Origin of the sequence: Citrobacter sp. 21OH12SH02A-Citro, assembly GCF_027919895.1 — a bacterium.
Taxonomy (GTDB): Bacteria; Pseudomonadota; Gammaproteobacteria; order Enterobacterales; family Enterobacteriaceae; genus Citrobacter; species Citrobacter braakii.
Map to the genome: position 1 here is coordinate 1,840,396 of NZ_CP114801.1, position 17,811 is coordinate 1,858,206.

Annotated in this window: 17 protein-coding genes, 3 pseudogenes and 1 other annotated feature; of the genes and pseudogenes, 9 read left to right on the top strand and 11 right to left on the bottom strand. The window is 48.9% G+C overall.

The window, feature by feature from the left end; translation table 11 throughout:
* The first annotated feature begins 116 nt into the window (after nt 1-116).
* The 4 genes from O6D90_RS08690 to O6D90_RS26315 are packed head-to-tail and all read left to right on the top strand — an operon-like array spanning nt 117 to nt 3,381.
* Nucleotides 117-2,012 carry a hypothetical protein gene (locus O6D90_RS08690; RefSeq protein WP_032931662.1) on the top strand — a complete coding sequence of 632 codons (1,896 nt, stop codon included), beginning with the start codon at nt 117-119 and terminating at the stop codon, nt 2,010-2,012.
* Nucleotides 2,013-2,363, top strand: coding sequence for a hypothetical protein (locus O6D90_RS08695; protein ID WP_016156904.1), 351 nt, complete (start codon nt 2,013-2,015; stop codon nt 2,361-2,363).
* Nucleotides 2,364-2,365: 2 nt separating this feature from the next.
* Nucleotides 2,366-3,043 carry a glycosyltransferase family 2 protein gene (locus O6D90_RS08700; protein WP_016156903.1) on the top strand — a complete coding sequence of 226 codons (678 nt, stop codon included), beginning with the start codon at nt 2,366-2,368 and terminating at the stop codon, nt 3,041-3,043.
* Between the two features lie 59 nt (nt 3,044-3,102).
* Nucleotides 3,103-3,381, top strand: coding sequence for a DUF2304 family protein (locus O6D90_RS26315; protein ID WP_423244287.1), 279 nt, complete (start codon nt 3,103-3,105; stop codon nt 3,379-3,381).
* Nucleotides 3,382-3,472: 91 nt separating this feature from the next.
* Here O6D90_RS26315 and O6D90_RS08705 read toward each other — a convergent pair.
* Nucleotides 3,473-4,584, bottom strand: a pseudogene (locus O6D90_RS08705) (IS3 family transposase).
* A gap of 743 nt (nt 4,585-5,327) precedes the next feature.
* On the opposite strand from O6D90_RS08705, the gene ugd reads away from it, so the two are divergent.
* Complete coding sequence (gene ugd / locus O6D90_RS08710; RefSeq protein WP_271143289.1) at nt 5,328-6,494, top strand: UDP-glucose 6-dehydrogenase; 1,167 nt, start codon at nt 5,328-5,330, stop codon at nt 6,492-6,494.
* A gap of 126 nt (nt 6,495-6,620) precedes the next feature.
* Here ugd and O6D90_RS26320 read toward each other — a convergent pair.
* The 10 genes and pseudogenes from O6D90_RS26320 to hisL form a co-directional block, all read right to left on the bottom strand.
* Nucleotides 6,621-6,836, bottom strand: a pseudogene (locus O6D90_RS26320) (GDP-mannose 4,6-dehydratase); the annotation flags it as partial.
* 107 nt (nt 6,837-6,943) lie between these two features.
* On the bottom strand, nt 6,944-7,555 hold the full coding sequence (gene hisIE, locus O6D90_RS08720; protein ID WP_016156897.1) for a bifunctional phosphoribosyl-AMP cyclohydrolase/phosphoribosyl-ATP diphosphatase HisIE: 612 nt from the start codon (nt 7,553-7,555) through the stop codon (nt 6,944-6,946).
* Nucleotides 7,549-8,325, bottom strand: coding sequence for an imidazole glycerol phosphate synthase subunit HisF (gene hisF, locus O6D90_RS08725; RefSeq protein ID WP_016156896.1), 777 nt, complete (start codon nt 8,323-8,325; stop codon nt 7,549-7,551). The genes hisIE and hisF overlap by 7 nt, the downstream gene beginning before the upstream one ends.
* The gene (gene hisA / locus O6D90_RS08730; protein WP_016156895.1) at nt 8,307-9,044 is read right to left on the bottom strand and encodes a 1-(5-phosphoribosyl)-5-[(5-phosphoribosylamino)methylideneamino]imidazole-4-carboxamide isomerase; all 738 of its coding nucleotides are present in this window, start codon (nt 9,042-9,044) and stop codon (nt 8,307-8,309) included. Before hisA ends, hisF begins: the two co-directional genes overlap by 19 nt.
* Nucleotides 9,044-9,634, bottom strand: coding sequence for an imidazole glycerol phosphate synthase subunit HisH (gene hisH / locus O6D90_RS08735; protein ID WP_271143290.1), 591 nt, complete (start codon nt 9,632-9,634; stop codon nt 9,044-9,046). The genes hisA and hisH overlap by 1 nt, the downstream gene beginning before the upstream one ends.
* Nucleotides 9,634-10,701 (bottom strand): bifunctional histidinol-phosphatase/imidazoleglycerol-phosphate dehydratase HisB, encoded by a 1,068-nt coding sequence (gene hisB / locus O6D90_RS08740; protein WP_016156894.1) that lies wholly within the window; start codon nt 10,699-10,701, stop codon nt 9,634-9,636. Before hisB ends, hisH begins: the two co-directional genes overlap by 1 nt.
* Complete coding sequence (hisC, locus tag O6D90_RS08745; RefSeq protein WP_016156893.1) at nt 10,698-11,777, bottom strand: histidinol-phosphate transaminase; 1,080 nt, start codon at nt 11,775-11,777, stop codon at nt 10,698-10,700. The genes hisB and hisC overlap by 4 nt, the downstream gene beginning before the upstream one ends.
* Nucleotides 11,774-13,078, bottom strand: coding sequence for a histidinol dehydrogenase (gene hisD / locus O6D90_RS08750; protein ID WP_016156892.1), 1,305 nt, complete (start codon nt 13,076-13,078; stop codon nt 11,774-11,776). The genes hisC and hisD overlap by 4 nt, the downstream gene beginning before the upstream one ends.
* Before the next feature lie 5 nt (nt 13,079-13,083).
* A complete protein-coding gene (gene hisG / locus O6D90_RS08755; RefSeq protein WP_003834191.1) occupies nt 13,084-13,983 on the bottom strand; it encodes an ATP phosphoribosyltransferase in 900 nt (299 codons plus the stop codon).
* 44 nt (nt 13,984-14,027) lie between these two features.
* Nucleotides 14,028-14,150, bottom strand: a sequence feature (His leader region).
* Nucleotides 14,126-14,173: a his operon leader peptide gene (gene hisL, locus O6D90_RS08760; protein ID WP_100250077.1), complete on the bottom strand. Its 48-nt coding sequence runs from the start codon at nt 14,171-14,173 to the stop codon at nt 14,126-14,128. (Overlaps the previous feature by 25 nt.)
* 174 nt (nt 14,174-14,347) lie before the next feature.
* On the opposite strand from hisL, the gene O6D90_RS08765 reads away from it, so the two are divergent.
* From O6D90_RS08765 to plaP, 4 genes and pseudogenes are all read left to right on the top strand, one after another.
* Nucleotides 14,348-15,172, top strand: a complete 825-nt coding sequence (locus tag O6D90_RS08765) for an SDR family oxidoreductase (RefSeq protein WP_016156891.1) — start codon at nt 14,348-14,350, stop codon at nt 15,170-15,172.
* 40 nt (nt 15,173-15,212) lie between these two features.
* Nucleotides 15,213-16,197: pseudogene (locus O6D90_RS08770) on the top strand (LysR substrate-binding domain-containing protein).
* Between the two features lie 162 nt (nt 16,198-16,359).
* The gene (gene yoeI, locus O6D90_RS26325) at nt 16,360-16,422 is read left to right on the top strand and encodes a membrane protein YoeI (protein ID WP_099045591.1); all 63 of its coding nucleotides are present in this window, start codon (nt 16,360-16,362) and stop codon (nt 16,420-16,422) included.
* Nucleotides 16,412-17,773, top strand: coding sequence for a putrescine/proton symporter PlaP (gene plaP / locus O6D90_RS08775; protein WP_016153551.1), 1,362 nt, complete (start codon nt 16,412-16,414; stop codon nt 17,771-17,773). The genes yoeI and plaP overlap by 11 nt, the downstream gene beginning before the upstream one ends.
* Nucleotides 17,774-17,811: the final 38 nt, after the last annotated feature.

Genomic DNA, 17,811 nt, shown 5'->3' on the forward strand with positions numbered 1-17,811 from the left:
GTATTTATGAATTATAGATATTTATAATTTAATCATGTGGGTTCGATATGTTAAATTTCGAGATAATTCGAGCTATACGACAAAGTAATACTCAGATTCAATGGAAAAAATGTTGTATGGTATCGACAGTGTTTTCCTTTATTTTTTTATTTTTACTGCCTGTTTATCCTGTTCTGAAATTTTCTAATGAAGTTATTATAACTGCAACTGGTGAGAAGAATGAGAGAGCGGCAGCAAGTGAAGTATGGATTGATAAGCAATCCAGTAGTTTATTCCTCACCGACTCCAAAAATGATGTATCGAAGTGGGATATTCGTGAAAAACAACTTCTTTCTTATAAAGATCAACCAGCAAAGATTGTTTCACATCTTAAGTTTAATAAATTCTCTGAATTGATTTTTTCGATGACTCCTTATTCTGGAATTGTAAATGTACGAATAGATGGGGTAGACTACCGGTATGATTTATATTCGCCTGAAGGAAAACAATTAGTTTTGAGGCTAAATGATTTTCCTAGTGTGCAAGTTGATTATAAAGAGACCTTATCAAAAGGGTTGTTATATTTTTTAGGTGCTTTTACATTCTTTTTTTTCTTTTTAATTCTAACCTTTCGTAATGGAAATAACCTTTATAAAATAAATTCGAAACCTAATGTTAAAATAAAGGAGGTTTTCTTCTATTCAATTCCTTCAATATTGGTATATACAGTTTCCGTATTAACTTTCTGGCCTGCTCAGATGTCTCCAGACTCCTTAGCACAATGGGAGCAAATAACTCAAGGTACATATAGTGACTCTCACCCAGTAATATCAACACTAATGTACTCTGGGATTAATCATGTGCTACCAGGGCCTCAATGGTGTGTGCTGGTTATGTCCTTGCTGTTGGCAATAACGTGGGGCTGGGCTCTTAGTGAATCTAAAAACTGGCTTGTTAACCGTTATGTTGTTTTGGCTGCAAGTGTATTGTTCCCGATTTACCTGCCAACATTTCTTTTAATATCTACACTATGGAAGGACATACCATTTTCAATAGGTATTTTGGGTATATCCATTTTAACTTCTTATCTAATAAGGAAAGATTTTAAATTTAATAAATCCATTTGTTTTGGATTTGTTTTTTTTGGTGTTTTGGTATTTGGGACACGACACAATGGTATTATTATTATTATTCCTTTCTTTCTCTTAATGTTATTTTTTGTGAAGGAAAAAACAGGGAAAATTGTAACTCTTTCTTTATTGCTCTTTCAGGTTTTTGTATTTATTTTGGCAAAAACAATCCTCATAAGCGCGCTTCATTCTTCAGGTATCGGTGGTCAATACAAAGCCATTTATGGTTTACATATTATAGGCGCGATGGAAAAAGCAAATATATCATGGAGCTCTTCTGAGCGAGACATAGTGGAGAAAATACTTCCTGAAAAAGCGTGGAAAGAAGGCTACAGATGTGATTCTGTAGTCCCATTGTTTTGGAATAAAAATATTTCTTGGGAATATTTATCGAGTAATTCTAAAGCTATTAATAAATTAGCATTAAAAAGTATCGTTAATCATCCTCAGATATTTATTGAGCACCAACTTTGTGTAACAGGTATGGTTTGGCGAATTAAACAAAATCTTAACGAATATTTTCCAATATCACCTATGGAAATTACCGCAATGCCTGTGGCTAATGAGTTGGGGTTACATATGAAACCTAAACTTCCCTTTATTTCTGATTGTATCAGAAATATAACAGAATCTATCCTTTCATACTATGCAGAATGGATACGGCCAGCGGGTTATTTGTTGGCTGGATTATTCTTTTCAACGCTGATTTTTTTTAAATTTGGAGGTGCAACTATTTTGATATTTTCTCCTGCAATTCTGAATGCAGGTTCATGGCTAATTCTGTCAGGTTCGCAGGACTATCGTTATATGTGGCCTGTTGTCCTTGTCACATTTTATTTGTTCTTGATTTCAACAGGGCAAGAAAATCAATCGAAACGAACTTTACTAAAATCGGTGGGATGAATGTCGGCGTTAATGTATCTCATACTTCTGTCATGTGTAACTGGTCTTGCTATCGGTAACCTGTTGCTAAAAAAAACAGCCTCAACCATTATTGCTATACCTGCGGATATATTTGGGCTAATATTTAATCCATGGTTTTATTGTGCCGTAGCTGTTTATGGTGGTTCAACATTACTTTGGGTAATGATTCTAAGGAAGATATCTCTGGGATTAGCATACCCAATGTTTGCGTTAGGATTTATTATTGTACCTATCCTTGATTACGTAATTTTTAAAGAGCCCCTACGCCTTACAACTTTTGTTGGTGGCGCTATAATAGTTTTTGGTGTGATAATTGCAACTCGAGGTTAGTGATGATTAAAAATACTTGGATCGTTATAGCAGCCTATAACGAATGTGTAGTCATAAGAAAAGTAATAGAGAATCTAAAGTTAGAGTGGCCTAATGTTGTCGTTGTCGATGATGGCAGTTCGGACAATACAGGTGAAGAGGCAAGTTCTGCAGGGGCATTAGTTATTACACATCCTGTTAATTTAGGACAAGGAGCAGCCCTAGCTACAGGAATTCAATTTTGTGTAGAAATTGGCGCTGAATATATTGTTACCTTCGATGCAGACGGTCAACATCATGTAGAGGATATTGCTCCACTAGTTCAGAAAGCATCGGAGCCTGGTATTGATATTGTTATTGGTAGCCGATTTTTGGGACATACCGAAAATATGCCAGCAAAAAAACGGCTAGTTTTGAAAGCCGCTGTCTTATTCACCAGGCTCACGACTGGATTAAAAGTAACTGATGCGCATAATGGCTTTCGTTGTTTAACATTATCGGCAGCTAAAAAGATTGAAATCAAACAAAATAGAATGGCTCATGCCTCCGAGATATTGGATGAGATCGCAAATCATAAACTTAGAGTGGCTGAAATGCCTGTAACAATTACTTATACTGAGTATTCAATAGCTAAGGGGCAAAAAATCACCAATTCTATCAATATATTAATTGAATTACTTTTGGAGCGTTTACACAAATGATTGTTCAAATATTGTTGACTTTGTGTTTTTTATTCCTCTCGTTTTTTTGTTGGCTTAGAATGGGGCGAGTTAGGTTTTTTGCATTGGTTCTGACATTAGTCTGCCTTACTGGTCTTTATTTCGTATGGTTTCCAGAAAATTTGACAGCAGTTGCAAATTGGATTGGTGTTGGTCGTGGTGCGGACCTATTATTATATATTTTCCTTACTTTCGTTTTATTTGAATTTCTTGTTATTCGTATTCGAGAGAAGGAACGGATGGAGCTTTTTACTCGATTGGTAAGGAGAATAGCGATTGATGACGCAAAAAATCGTTTAAAAGACACAAAAAATAACTAATGTTTATGCAGGGCCTTCAATTAACAGGCCCTGTATACAGTTGTAGTTGGGTACCAGGCATTTTTGAATGCACTGTGTAAATAGACCCGTTTTAGTTCCATGCATTTTTTGAGATCCCGGCCAAATAATGGTGCTGTCGGTATTCCTCCGGTGTCATATTGTTCAGTGATTCATGCGGGCGTTCACAGTTATATTCTGACAACCATTTCTCCGTGATTTCCCGCACTTCATTCAGCGTTCTGAACAGATAAAAATCGAGTATTTCTGTACGGTATGTCCGGTTAAAGCGCTCAATGAAAGCGTTCTGCGTAGGCTTACCTGGCTGGATAAACTCCAGTTTTACTGCATGTTTCTCTGCCCATTCAGCCAGTGCCAGAGAGATAAATTCCGGACCATTATCCATGCGCAGCATGACCGGATAGCCGCGATTTGCCGCAATCCTGTCGAGTACACGGACCACGCGCAGAGCTGGCAGATTCAGATCGATTTCAATCGACAACGCCTCACGGTTAAAGTCATCAACAACATTGAACGTGCGAAAACAACGGCCACAGACCAGGGCATCAAGCATAAAATCGACAGACCAGCTCTGGTTCTGCGCTTAAGGCGTGGCCAGTGGCGAGGGATTACGCACCGGCAACCGCTGTTTGCCCTTACGACGAAAGTTCAGCTTCAGCAGACAGTAAATACGGTGGATCCTTTTGTGATTCCACGGGTGTCCCTGCCGCCTCAGAACCTGAAAAAGTTTCGGAAAACCGTATCGTGGGTATCGCTCTGCCACTGCCTGCAACGCGACAATAACGGGTTCGTCACGCGTGGTATCCGGACGGTAATGGTAAACCGTTCTGCTCAGGTTAAGACTCCGGCAGGCCTGACGGATACTGAGTCCAAATGTCGTTATCAGATGAGTGACCAGCTCACGCTTAAAGGCTGGTTTTAAAGCTTTTTTTCGATAACGTCTTTCAGCGCCCGGTTCTCAAGGCTCAGGTCGGCAAACATCTGTTTGAGACGTCGGTTCTCGTCCTCAAGATCCTTGATCTTTTTAATATCAGAAGCCTCCATGCCGCCGTATCTGGACTTCCAGTTGTAGTAGGTGGCTTCAGAGATACCGGCCTCCCGGCAGACATCTTTAACAGTTCGTCCGGCTTCAACCGACTTAATCATTGCGATGATCTGATGCTCAGTAAAACGGGCTTTACGCATAGAGATCTCCTTCGTTGGCAGATTGATTATGCCGGATGAGCTCTAAATGTGAATGGCACGATTATGCGGGATACTTACACATAGACCACCCTATCTTAACTACCTTCAGAGACACCTATTTAGTATCAGAAATACCTTGTTGTTCGCCGGCGGCAACCGGATTTATCGTGATTGATAATCGAGTCTTTACGCATGATCGCCTTAAATAATAAAATGCTGGAAGATTCCGGATTGCGAGTACACAACGCTTTGGGGGATATTGATAGTTTAATTATGTCCAACAAATGTTTTAAATATGGAGTAAAACTATAATCTATGCATCACTACTCATTGATTTCATCGCCCTGCAATTTGGAATGTTGCCTATCATAGCGAAAATTATAGTTACACCTTTAACTTTCTATGCAAATTTCCAGTTTATGTTTTTTTGACTAGTGGACGACTACGTCTAAAGTAGATGTCAATTTAGATATGTAAGTTCATTACTCTTTCAGCACGATTGCTAAGTATTAACTTGTGTTTTTATAAGCCCGGACCTAAGTGTCTGGGTTTTTTTTGCCTAAATTCTTATTGATTTTAATTTTTTCCTTAATATTAACTTAATAATTGAGGTCTATAGTAATGAAGTAAATCTGAATTGTGCTGTCTTTCATTGACACTTCATCAACTCAGACGTTACAACTTTTAATACATGTCATGATGATACAAACATGATGAGCAAAAGTTAACACTGAGATAATGAAATGAAAATCACCATTTCTGGTACCGGATATGTTGGCCTGTCAAATGGTATTCTGATTGCTCAGAACCACGAGGTGGTCGCCCTGGATATCATCCAGACGAAAGTTGAGATGCTAAATCAGAAACAATCGCCGATTGTGGATAAAGAGATCGAAGAGTATTTGACGACCAAGTCGCTAAATTTTCGTGCAACGACTGATAAGTATGATGCCTACTGCGATGCGGACTACGTTATTATCGCGACACCAACAGATTATGATCCAAAGACTAATTACTTTAATACCTCAAGTGTCGAGGCTGTTATTCGCGACGTGGTTGCAATTAATCCAGATGCAGTAATGGTAATTAAGTCTACCATCCCGGTAGGTTTTACTAATTCTATTAAAGAAAAACTGGGTATCAGCAATATTTTCTTTTCCCCAGAATTCCTGCGTGAGGGTAAAGCACTATACGACAACTTGCACCCATCTCGTATTGTCATTGGCGAGCGTTCAGAACGCGCCGAGCGTTTTGCTGCTCTGCTACAGGAAGGGGCACTTAAGAAAGATATTCCGACCCTATTTACCGACTCGACCGAAGCCGAAGCTATCAAGCTATTCGCCAATACCTATCTGGCGCTGCGCGTGGCCTACTTTAATGAGCTGGACAGCTACGCCGAGACTCTGGGCCTGAACTCACGACAGATTATTGAGGGGGTATGCCTGGATCCGCGTATTGGCAACCACTACAACAACCCGTCATTTGGCTACGGCGGCTACTGTCTTCCGAAGGATACCAAGCAACTGCTGGCCAACTATGAATTGGTGCCGAATAACATAATCGGTGCTATCGTCGATGCTAATCGTACTCGTAAAGACTTTATTGCCGAATCTATTCTCGCGCGCAAGCCAAAGGTGGTGGGAGTTTATCGCCTGATTATGAAGTCGGGTTCGGATAATTTCCGCGCGTCCTCCATTCAAGGGATCATGAAGCGTATTAAGGCCAAGGGTATCACGATAATCATTTATGAACCGGTGATGCAGGAAGATGAGTTTTTTAACTCCCGCGTAGTGCGCGACTTCGAAGCCTTTAAGCAGGAAGCAGACGTGATTATCTCCAACCGCATGGCGGAAGAGCTGGCGGACGTGGAAGATAAAGTGTATACCCGTGATCTGTTTGGTAATGATTAAACGTTAGTTTTTGTACCGTTCCCGGCGACGCTTCGCTTGGCCGGGCTACGATAGAAAAAGCCCTCATTAGGGCTTCTTTTTTAAGCCTTATAAAACTCGCGATTCTGTAAATAGACCCGTTTTAGTTCCATGCTTTTTTGAGATCCCAGCCAAATAATGGTGTTGTCGACAGCCTTCCTGGATGTTGAAGTGACCTACGAGGGTTGCCTGTGCTTAGGCGTGGGGATTCTCCAATGAATAACGTACGTCGGCTTGTGCCGCAAGATGGATGACGCGATCGAACTGTGCTTCGGCGGACAACGCAGCCATGTCGGCGTTATCGTCGAGATTCATTTTCACAAAACGGGCCCAGACGCGCCTGCTTCAGTCTAACATCGCAATCTGTCATTTAGGTTATCGAAAGGAAGACTAAAGAAAACCCGGCGCGATGTCCGGGTTGGGGAAGGGGATTACTGATGTCTTTTGCGTAAATTCTCAATCACCGTCGTCAGGTCGAGGTCCTGGTCCTGCAGCAGAACCAGCAGGTGATACATCAGATCAGAGGCTTCATTGGTCAGTTCGAAATGATCGTTCACGGTTGCGGCCAGCGCGGTTTCTACGCCTTCTTCACCCACTTTTTGCGCAATGCGTTTGGTGCCGCTGGCATACAGCTTCGCAGTGTAGGAACTTGCCGGGTCAGCGGTTTTACGTTCGGCCAGTAGTTGCTCCAGTTGATACAGGAACAGCCACTGGTGGCTGGCATCGCCAAAGCAGCTTGAGGTGCCTTTATGGCAGGTCGGGCCAATCGGGTTAACCAGCACCAGCAGGGTGTCGTTGTCGCAGTCGGGCGCGATGCTCACCACGTTCAGGAAGTGACCGGAGGTTTCACCCTTGGTCCACAGGCGCTGTTTGGTCCGCGAGAAAAAGGTCACTTTGCCGCTTTCAAGCGTTTTATCCAGTGCTTCCGGGCTCATATAACCCAGCATTAGTACCTCACCGGAAACCGCATGCTGCACGATGACTGGCATCAGTCCGTCGGTTTTTTCCCAGTCCAGCTCGCGGCATTGTTGCTTCGTTAACATATCCTGATCTCCACGCCCTGTGTTGCCAGGAACGCTTTTAATTCGCCAATATTAATAATTTGCTTGTGAAAGACGGAGGCGGCAAGCGCGCCGTCAACGTCGGCGTCCCGGAAGGCTTCAAGGAAGTGTTCCATGCTGCCCGCGCCGCCGGAGGCAATCAGCGGTACGTGGCACACGTCGCGCACTTTTTTCAGTTGCTCCAGATCGTAGCCGTTGCGTACACCGTCCTGGTTCATCATGTTCAGGACGATTTCGCCCGCGCCGCGTTTTTGCACTTCCTGCACCCAGTCCAGCGTTTCCCACTGCGTGATGCGGGTACGGCTTTCATCCCCGGTATATTGGTTAACATGATATTTGCCGGTTTCGGCGTCATACCAGGTATCAATGCCTACCACGATACACTGCACGCCGAAGCGGTCCGCCAGGCGGGTGATAAGCTCCGGTTCGGCCAGCGCCGGGGAGTTGATAGAGATTTTATCCGCCCCGAAGGAGAGGATGCGCGCCGCATCGTCGATGGATTTAATACCACCGGCAACGCAGAACGGAATATCGATCACTTCCGCCACGCGAGATACCCAGCTTTTATCCACTACGCGGCCATCGCTGGAGGCGGTGATATCGTAGAACACCAGTTCATCTGCGCCTTCATCGGCATAGCGTTTTGCCAGCGGGACAATGTCGCCAATAATCTCGTGATTGCGAAACTGGACGCCTTTTACCACCTGTCCATCACGAACGTCCAGACAAGGAATTATGCGTTTTGCCAGCATTGAATGGCCTCCTCAACGGTGAACTTACCTTCCAGCAGGGCGCGTCCGACGATCACGCCGCCAACCCCAGTTCCACGCAGGGCTGCTACGTCCTCGATCCCGCCAATGCCGCCAGATGACTGGAATGCTACCTGCGGATATTTGGCGCACACTTCTTCATAAAGCGCGACGTTTGAGCCAGCCAGCGTACCGTCGCGGGAGATATCGGTGCACAGCACGTGTTTCAGGCCGACGGGGAGATAGGTCTCAACCAGTTCTTCCAGAGAAACCCCGGAATCTTCCTGCCAGCCGCTAACCGCTACCTGTTTATTACCGCGCTCGTCAATACGAACGTCCAGCGCCAGCACCAGCGCGTCGGCGCCAAAACGGGCAAACCAGCCCTTGACTACTTCGGGGGATTTTACTGCCGTCGAACCTACCACCACGCGCGCCACGCCTGCGTCAAGCAGCGCCGCAACGTCCGATTCAGTACGCACGCCACCGCCAACCTGTACCGGAACATTGACACCAGCGACCAGCGTTTTAATCAGCGGGATCTGCCGCTGCGCCGGGTCTTTCGCGCCAGTTAAATCAACCAGGTGCAGTACTTCGGCACCCTGAGCTGCATAATCCTGTAAACGGGGGAGAGGATCGTTGCCATAATCACGTTGCGTTGCGTAATCGCCCTGATGAAGACGCACCACCGTGCCGTCGATTAAATCTAATGCCGGAATAATCATTACATCTCCAGAAAGTTTTTCAGCAACTGCGCCCCAGCCGCGCCCGAGCGTTCAGGGTGAAACTGCACGCCAAAGAAATTGTCCTTTTGTACTGCCGCGGTAAATGGTTCGCCGTAGTGGCACTGGGCGATGGTCCACGGGTTCACCGGCATAGCATAGCTGTGTACAAAGTAGAAATATGCGCCATCTTCAATGCCCTGGAACAGACGATTTCCCGCCTGCGGATAGACGCGATTCCAGCCCATATGCGGCAGCGGCAGACCGAAATCGGTCATCTTCGGAACGTCCTGCTCAATAATGCCCAGCAGAGAGACACCGTTACTCTCTTCGCTGCGGCGGCCAAGTAGTTGCATGCCTAAGCAGATCCCCAGTACCGGTTGCGTACAGGCTTTAATCAGTTCAATCAGTTCACGCTCGTGCAACTGGTCCATAGCCGCCTGGGAGGTACCGACGCCCGGCAGAAACAGTTTATCGGCACGCAGCACCACGTCCGGGTCACGGCTGACAACCGGGTCGTATCCATGGCGCGCGACGGCGGATTTCACCGAGTGCAGATTGGCGCAGCCGGTATCAAGGATCACCACGTTCATTACAGCACTCCTTTTGAGGAGGGCAGCGTATCGCCTTCTACGCGAATAGCCTGGCGCAGCGTACGACCAAAGGCTTTAAACAGGCTCTCCACACGGTGGTGGTCATTTTTCCCTTTGGTTTTCAGGTGCAAGGTGACACCCATGGTGTAAGAGAGTGAACGGAAGAAGTGTTCAATCATCTCTGTGCTCAGATCGCCAACGCGCTGGTAGGTAAACTCCGCGCGGTATTCCAGGTGCGGACGCCCCGAGATATCCAGCGCGCAACGTGCCAGGCACTCGTCCATCGGCAGCACAAAACCAAAACGGTTGATACCGCGTTTATCGCCTAATGCCAGCTTTAAGGCTTCACCCAGCGCCAGACCGGTATCTTCAACGGTGTGGTGATCGTCAATATACAGATCGCCTTTGACGGCAATCTCCATGCGAAAACCGCCGTGGGTGGCGATTTGATCCAGCATGTGGTCAAAGAAGCCAACGCCGGTATTGATTTTGCTACGGCCTTCGCGGTCCAGCCAGACTTTGACGTCAATCTGCGTCTCTTTGGTATTGCGCTCAACGTGCGCGTAGCGGTCTCTTTTGGTCAACTGTTCGCCGATCATCGCCCAGTTCAGGGTGTCACGGTGGTAGCGTAATCCGCTAATGCCCATGTTTTCTGCGAGCTGAATATCGGTCGCCCGATCACCAATGACGTAGCTGTTTGCCACATCCATGGCCTGTTCAACCAGATACTGCTCAACCAGTTTCATTTTTGGCTTACGGCAATCACACGCGTCCGCTGGCAGGTGCGGGCAGATCAGCACCTCATCAAACGCGACGCCCTGAGAGGTGAAAATTTGCATCATCAGGTTATGCGGACCGTCAAAATCGGCCTGCGGGAAGCTCTGCGTACCGAGTCCATCCTGGTTAGTAATCATCACCAGCTTAAAGCCGGCTTTTTGCAGCTTCAGCAAAACGGGAACGACGTCCGGCTCGAAGGCGAGTTTGTCAAAGCGATCGACCTGAAAGTCACTTGGCGGTTCGGAAATCAGGGTTCCATCACGGTCAATAAAAAGATACTTCTGGCTCATACTTGCTCCGCACGTAAGGCGTCAATGACGCGCTGGCTCTCTTCGCGGGTTCCGACAGTAATTCGCAGGCAGCCGCTTAATGAAGGTTGTTTATTCTGATCTCGTAAGATAATGCCCTGATCCCACAAAGATTTAAATACGCTGCTTGATGCGGTGAAGCGCGCCAGAACATAGTTGGTTTCAGAGTCGAAAACCTGCTCTACACAGCGAATGGTTTTCAGATTCTCCACCAGATACTGACGCTCTTGCAGGATCTGCTCTACGCGTTGGCGCATGGCGGAAATCCCTTGTGGCGTCAGCGCCTGGGCGGCAATATCCGCTACCGGGGTAGAAAGCGGGTAGGGAGCAATCACCTTTAACAGTAGATTGATAACCTCTTCATTCGCCAGCGTAAATCCGCAGCGTAAACCGGCGAGAGCAAACGCTTTGGACAGCGTGCGTAATACTGCCAGATGCGGATACTCAGACAGCCAGCCTGCCAGCGTAGCCTGCGGACAAAACTCAATATAGGCCTCATCAGCGACCACGATGGCTTTACCCTGCGTCATTTCGAGCAGTGAACGTAGGTCCTGCGGATTTATCAGCTGGCCGGTTGGGTTATTGGGGCTGCATACGTAGACCACTTTCACGCCATCAAGCTTGTCCGCGATGCCTTGTAAATCCAGCTGCCAGTTATCCAGGGTCGGGACGGTGCGGCATTCAACGCCAATCGTTTCGGCGCTGACGCTGTACATGCCGTAAGTCGGCGGACAGTAGAGAATTGCATCTTTACCGGGTTCGCAAAAAGCGCGCACCAGCAGTTCGATCCCTTCATCTGCGCCGCGGCTGACCAGCACCTGCTCTGGTTTGACGCCAGCATATTGCGCGTAATTCTCAATTACGGCTTTCGGCTGACACTCCGGATAGCGGTTCAGCGTCTGCTGGCGTAGCTGGAACTCAACGGCGGTTGGGTACTCATTCGCGTTGAGCCACACGTCCCCGTTACCGCCAAGACGACGGGCAGACTGATAGGGCGTTAACTCGCGAACATTCTTACGGGCTAAATCAGTGACGCTGAGAAAGTTGTCAGTGCTCATGCTTGCTCCTTCAGGGCGTTAACGCGCAGGGTGACGGCATTTTTGTGGGCAGTCAGTCGTTCAGCAGCGGCCAGTGTTTCAATGGTGGAGGCCAGGGCAGAGAAACCTTGGGGAGTTAATTCCTGTACCGTCATCCGTTTCTGGAAATCAGCCAGCCCAAGGCTTGAGCAGGTTGCGGTATAGCCGTAGGTCGGAAGAACGTGGTTGGTGCCGGAAGCATAGTCGCCAGCCGACTCAGGAGACCAGTCACCCAGGAAGACCGAACCAGCGCTGGTGATATCGTCAACCAGTTCACGCGCGTTACGGGTCTGAATAATCAGGTGCTCCGGGCCGTAGGCGTTAGAGATGGCCACGCATTGCTCAAGGTCTCTGGCGACGATCAGTCGACTGGCGGCGAGCGCCTGACGTGCGGTGTCGGCGCGGGAAAGCTCGGCAAGCTGGCGTTCAACGGCTTTGGCCACGCCTTCGGCCAGCGTAGCGTCTGGCGTCAGCAGGATAACCTGCGAGTCGGGGCCGTGTTCGGCCTGAGAGAGCAGGTCGGAAGCAACAAAGTCAGGCGTCGCGCCGCTGTCGGCAATAACCAGCACTTCAGACGGGCCCGCAGGCATGTCGATAGCCGCGCCGTCAAGACGTTGGCTGACCTGACGTTTGGCTTCGGTCACATACGCATTGCCTGGCCCGAAGATTTTATCGACCTTAGGAATAGATTTGGTACCCAGCGCCAGCGCGGCAATGGCCTGCGCGCCGCCCACGTTGAACACCTCTTTTACGCCACACAGTTGCGCGGCGTAGAGGATTTCATCGGCAATCGGCGGCGGTGAGCAGAGCACCACTTTTTTGCAGCCGGCGATACGCGCCGGGGTCGCCAGCATTAATACGGTCGAGAAGAGCGGTGCCGATCCCCCTGGAATATACAGGCCTACGGAGGCGATAGGGCGAGTAATCTGCTGGCAGCGCACGCCAGGCTGAGTTTCAATATCCACTGGCGGCAGAATTTGCGCGGTGTGGAACGCATCAATATTACGCACCGCCGCCTGCATGGCTTGTTTCAACTCGTCGCTCAGGCGGCTACTGGCTTGCTGAATTTCTTCTTCGGTGACGCGCAGCGCGCCGACCTCGGTTTTGTCAAACTTAGCACTGTATTCACGCAGCGCCCGGTCGCCGTTATTTTTGACGTTCTCAAGAATCTCGGCCACCGTACGGCTGATGCTTTCAGAGGCGGATATCGCCGGGCGCATCAGCAGTTCGCGCTGCTGCTCGGGGCTACAGCTATTCCAGTCGATCAGGGTATTGAAGCTCATGGCTATCACTCCATCATCTTCTCAATCGGCAGCACCAGAATGGAGCTGGCGCCGAGCGCTTTCAGTTTTTCCATCGTTTCCCAGAACAGGGTTTCGCTGCTGACCATGTGCATGGCTACGCGCTGCTGGTCACCCGCCAGTGGCAGAATGGTAGGGCGCTCAGCGCCTGGCAGCAGGGCGATGACTTCGTCCAGACGTTCGCTCGGCGCGTGCATCATGATGTATTTTGATTCACGAGCCTGAATAACCCCCTGAATACGGGTCAGCAGTTTGTCGATCAGTTGTTGCTTGGCTTCGGCCATTTCGCCGTCGCGCTGAATCAGGCAGGCTTTAGAGCGGTAAATCACTTCCACTTCACGCAGACCGTTGGCTTCAAGCGTGGCTCCGGTTGACACCAGATCGCAAATCGCATCAGCCAGACCTGCGCGGGGAGCGACTTCTACAGAGCCGTTTAACAGACAGGATTTAAACGACACCCCTTTTTGATCAAGATAACGTTTAAGCAGGTGTGGGTAAGAGGTAGCGATACGCTTACCGTTCAGCGCTGCCGGGCCATCCCAAGCTTCATCAACCGGGGTAGCCAGCGAAAGACGGCAGCCGCCGAAGTCCAGACGACGCAGGGTAAAATAGCGAGGATCTTCACCCTGTGCCCGGCGGTTGAGTAGTTCCTCTTCGAGAACGTTTTCCCCGATGATGCCGAGATCTACGACGCCGTCCATCACCAGACCCGGGATATCGTCATCACGCACGCGCAGAATATCGATCGGCATATTCTCAGCCATCGCGATCAGGCGCTGGGTGTGAAGATTAATTTTAATGCCGCAACGGGCCAGCAATTCGCGTGAATCATCGCTTAAACGACCTGATTTCTGCATAGCTATGCGTAAACGGGTGTTATCTAACATTCTTTATTCCTCGTTATCCTGTCTGAATCAGTTTGGGTCACGCACAAAAAAAGCCCCCGGAAGAAATCTTCCGGGGGCTTTCTCATACGCTCATGCACCGCTGGAAGATTTAAATGTCTCCCAGCACACATCGCCTGAAAGACTAGTCAGGATGATGGTGATGATGGTGTTTGAATTGAGCGCGTGTCATAAATTTTCTCGATGAATGTTTATTCATTTGATGTCTTTTAACCTAAACCACTTTAGCTACGGAAAGCAAGGGCTTTTTTTGATCATTAATTCATTTCATATTGATACTATGAATTGTCAGCCACTGTGGGCTAGCGTAGCCTTGCGTTATAGGCCAAAAGTCAGGAGAGAAGGCATGAAAAAGGTCGCAATTGTCGGTTTAGGTTGGTTAGGCATGCCGTTAGCTATGTCGCTGGCGGCGAGAGGCTGGCAGGTTACCGGCAGCAAAACCACATTGGATGGGGTGGAAGCGGCCCGCATGAGTGGTATAGAGAGCTACTCGCTGCGCCTGGAGCCTGAACTGGTCTGTGAGACAGACGATCTCGACGCACTGATGGACGCCGACGCGCTGGTTATTACGCTACCTGCGCGCCGTAGCGGTCCGGGGGAGACATTTTACCTGCAGGCTATGCAGGAGCTGGTCGACAGTGCGCTGGCGTACCGTATCCCGCGGATTATTTTTACCAGTTCGACGTCGGTCTATGGCGATGCACAAGGCATCGTGAAAGAAGGGACTCCGCGTAACCCGGTCACGGCAAGTGGTCGCGTTTTGAAAGAACTTGAAGACTGGTTGCACAATTTACCCGGCACTTCGGTGGATATTTTGCGCCTGGCCGGACTTGTCGGCCCAGGAAGACATCCCGGTCGTTTTTTCGCTGGCAAGACGGCGCCAGATGGACACCATGGCGTCAATCTGGTGCATCTGGATGATGTGGTTTCCGCCATCTCTTTGCTGCTGCAAGCGCCAAAAGGGGGACACATCTATAATATATGTGCGCCTATGCATCCGGCGCGCAATGTGTTCTATCCACAGATGGCCCGCCAGTTGGGGATGGAGCCGCCGGAATTTCGTGGCAATGAGGATAACGGTAAAGGTAAAGTCATTGATGGCAACCGTATTTGTAACGAGCTTGGGTTTGAGTACCAGTATCCTGACCCGCTGGTGATGCCGATGGAGTGACAGACCAGCAGAGTGCCGCTGATACCGCCAGGGGGCGAGTATGAAACCACTGCTGGACGTTCTTATCATCCTCGATGCGTTGGAAAAAGAGGGCAGTTTCGCTGCGGCGTCGGCAAAATTGTTTAAGACGCCGTCTGCGCTGAGCTACACCGTCCATAAGCTGGAAAGCGATCTTAATATTCAGCTACTCGATCGCAGCGGACATCGGGCTAAGTTTACCCGTACCGGGCAGATGCTGCTGGAAAAGGGGCGGGAGGTGTTGCACACCGTCCGCGAACTCGAAAAGCAGGCGATTAAACTTCACGAAGGCTGGGAGAATGAACTGGTTATTGGCGTAGATGATACGTTTCCCTTTTCGCTGCTGGCCCCACTCATCGAATCTTTCTATCAACACCACAGTGTGACGCGCCTGAAATTTATCAATGGCGTGCTGGGCGGCTCCTGGGATGCCCTCACTCAGGGGCGGGCGGATATTATTGTCGGCGCCACACATGAGCCGCCTGCCGCGAGCGAATTTGGCTTTGCGCAGCTAGGGGTTCTGGAGCAGGTGTTTGTGGTTGCGTCGCATCATCCGCTGGCGCAGGAACAGGAGCCGTTGAATCGTCGCACTATTCGGCGTTTTCGCGCGATTGTGGTGGGCGACAATGCACAGCATGCCAACGTCTCCGGCTCCCAGGTGCTTGACGATCAGGAAGCCATCACCGTTTTTGACTTCAAAACCAAGCTGGAACTGCAAATCAGTGGTCTGGGATGCGGCTATATTCCGCGCTACCTGGCACAGCGATTTCTGGAAAGTGGCGCTCTGATTGAGAAAAAGGTGGTCGCACAAATTATCTTTGAACCTGTGTGGATAGGTTGGAATGAACAGACTGCCGGGTTGGCCAGTGCCTGGTGGCGGGATGAGATTTTAGCAAATAGTGCTATTGCGGGGGTGTATGTTAAAACGGCTGCTGATAAATCAATCAGTTAAGAAAAAATATTCTTTTGTAGTAGCTTCAATCTCTTGTTATTTCTCTCCAAATTAGTGCAAAATACGCCGCTTGCAAAAAATGACATTAACCGACGTTTTAATACGCGTCGGTTATTTTTTTGCATCAAACCAATCATTCATAAAAGAGGCCGGGCTTCGTACCGGATAGATACTTACTTAAAAATCGACAGTTGTTGTCGCTGAGGATTAACAAAAAATGGGGCAATTTTTTGCTTACGCGACGGTTTTCGCCGTAATGGGGGATAACCATGTCGCATAACGCTACTCCAAACACCTCTCGCGTGGAATTACGTAAAACGCTTACGCTGGTTCCGGTTGTCATGATGGGCCTTGCCTATATGCAGCCGATGACGCTGTTCGATACATTCGGTATCGTATCAGGAATGACCGATGGTCACGTCCCGACAGCTTACGCCTTTGCACTGATCGCCATCCTCTTTACCGCACTGAGCTACGGTAAACTGGTGCGTCGCTATCCGTCTGCAGGCTCTGCCTACACTTATGCCCAGAAATCCATTAGCCCGACCGTTGGCTTTATGGTGGGTTGGTCATCACTGCTGGACTACCTGTTCGCACCGATGATCAACATTCTGTTGGCGAAAATTTATTTTGAAGCTCTGGTGCCGTCGATACCGTCATGGATATTCGTGGTGGCGCTGGTGGCCTTTATGACCGCCTTTAACCTGCGCAGTCTGAAATCTGTTGCGAATTTCAACACCGTCATCGTGTTGTTGCAGGTGGTGCTGATTGCAGTGATCCTCGGCATGGTCGTTTATGGCGTGTTCGAAGGGGAAGGTGCCGGTACGCTGGCGAGCAGCCGTCCGTTCTGGTCAGGTGATGCGCATGTGATCCCGATGATCACGGGAGCGACTATCCTGTGCTTCTCGTTCACCGGTTTTGACGGTATCAGCAACCTGTCTGAAGAGACCAAAGACGCTGAACGTGTGATCCCACGGGCGATTTTCCTGACCGCGCTGATTGGTGGCCTGATCTTTATCGTCTCCACCTATCTGTTGCAGCTGTACTTCCCGGATATCTCACGCTTCAAGGATCCGGACGCTTCGCAGCCGGAAATCATGCTGTATGTCGCTGGTAAGTTCTTCCAGGTCGGCGCGCTGATTTTCTCTACCATTACCGTACTGGCTTCAGGTATGGCGGCGCATGCAGGCGTAGCGCGTCTGATGTATGTGATGGGGCGTGACGGTGTGTTCCCGAAAAGTTTCTTCGGTTATGTCCACCCGAAATGGCGTACTCCGTCCATGAACATCATTCTGGTTGGTGCGATTGCTCTGCTGGCAATTAACTTCGACCTGGTGATGGCGACGGCACTGATTAACTTCGGTGCGCTGGTGGCGTTTACCTTCGTTAACCTGTCGGTGATCTCCCAGTTCTGGATCCGTGAGAAGCGTAACAAGACGCTGAAAGACCACTTCCAGTATCTGTTCCTGCCTATGTGCGGTGCGCTGACCGTTGGTGCGCTGTGGGTGAACCTGGAAGAGAGCTCAATGGTTCTGGGTCTGATCTGGGCCGCTATTGGTCTGATTTACCTGGCTTGCGTGACCAAAAGCTTCCGTAACCCGGTGCCACAGTACGACGAAGATATCGCGTAATAACTGTATTTAGATAAAAAAAACCGGAGACATGTTCT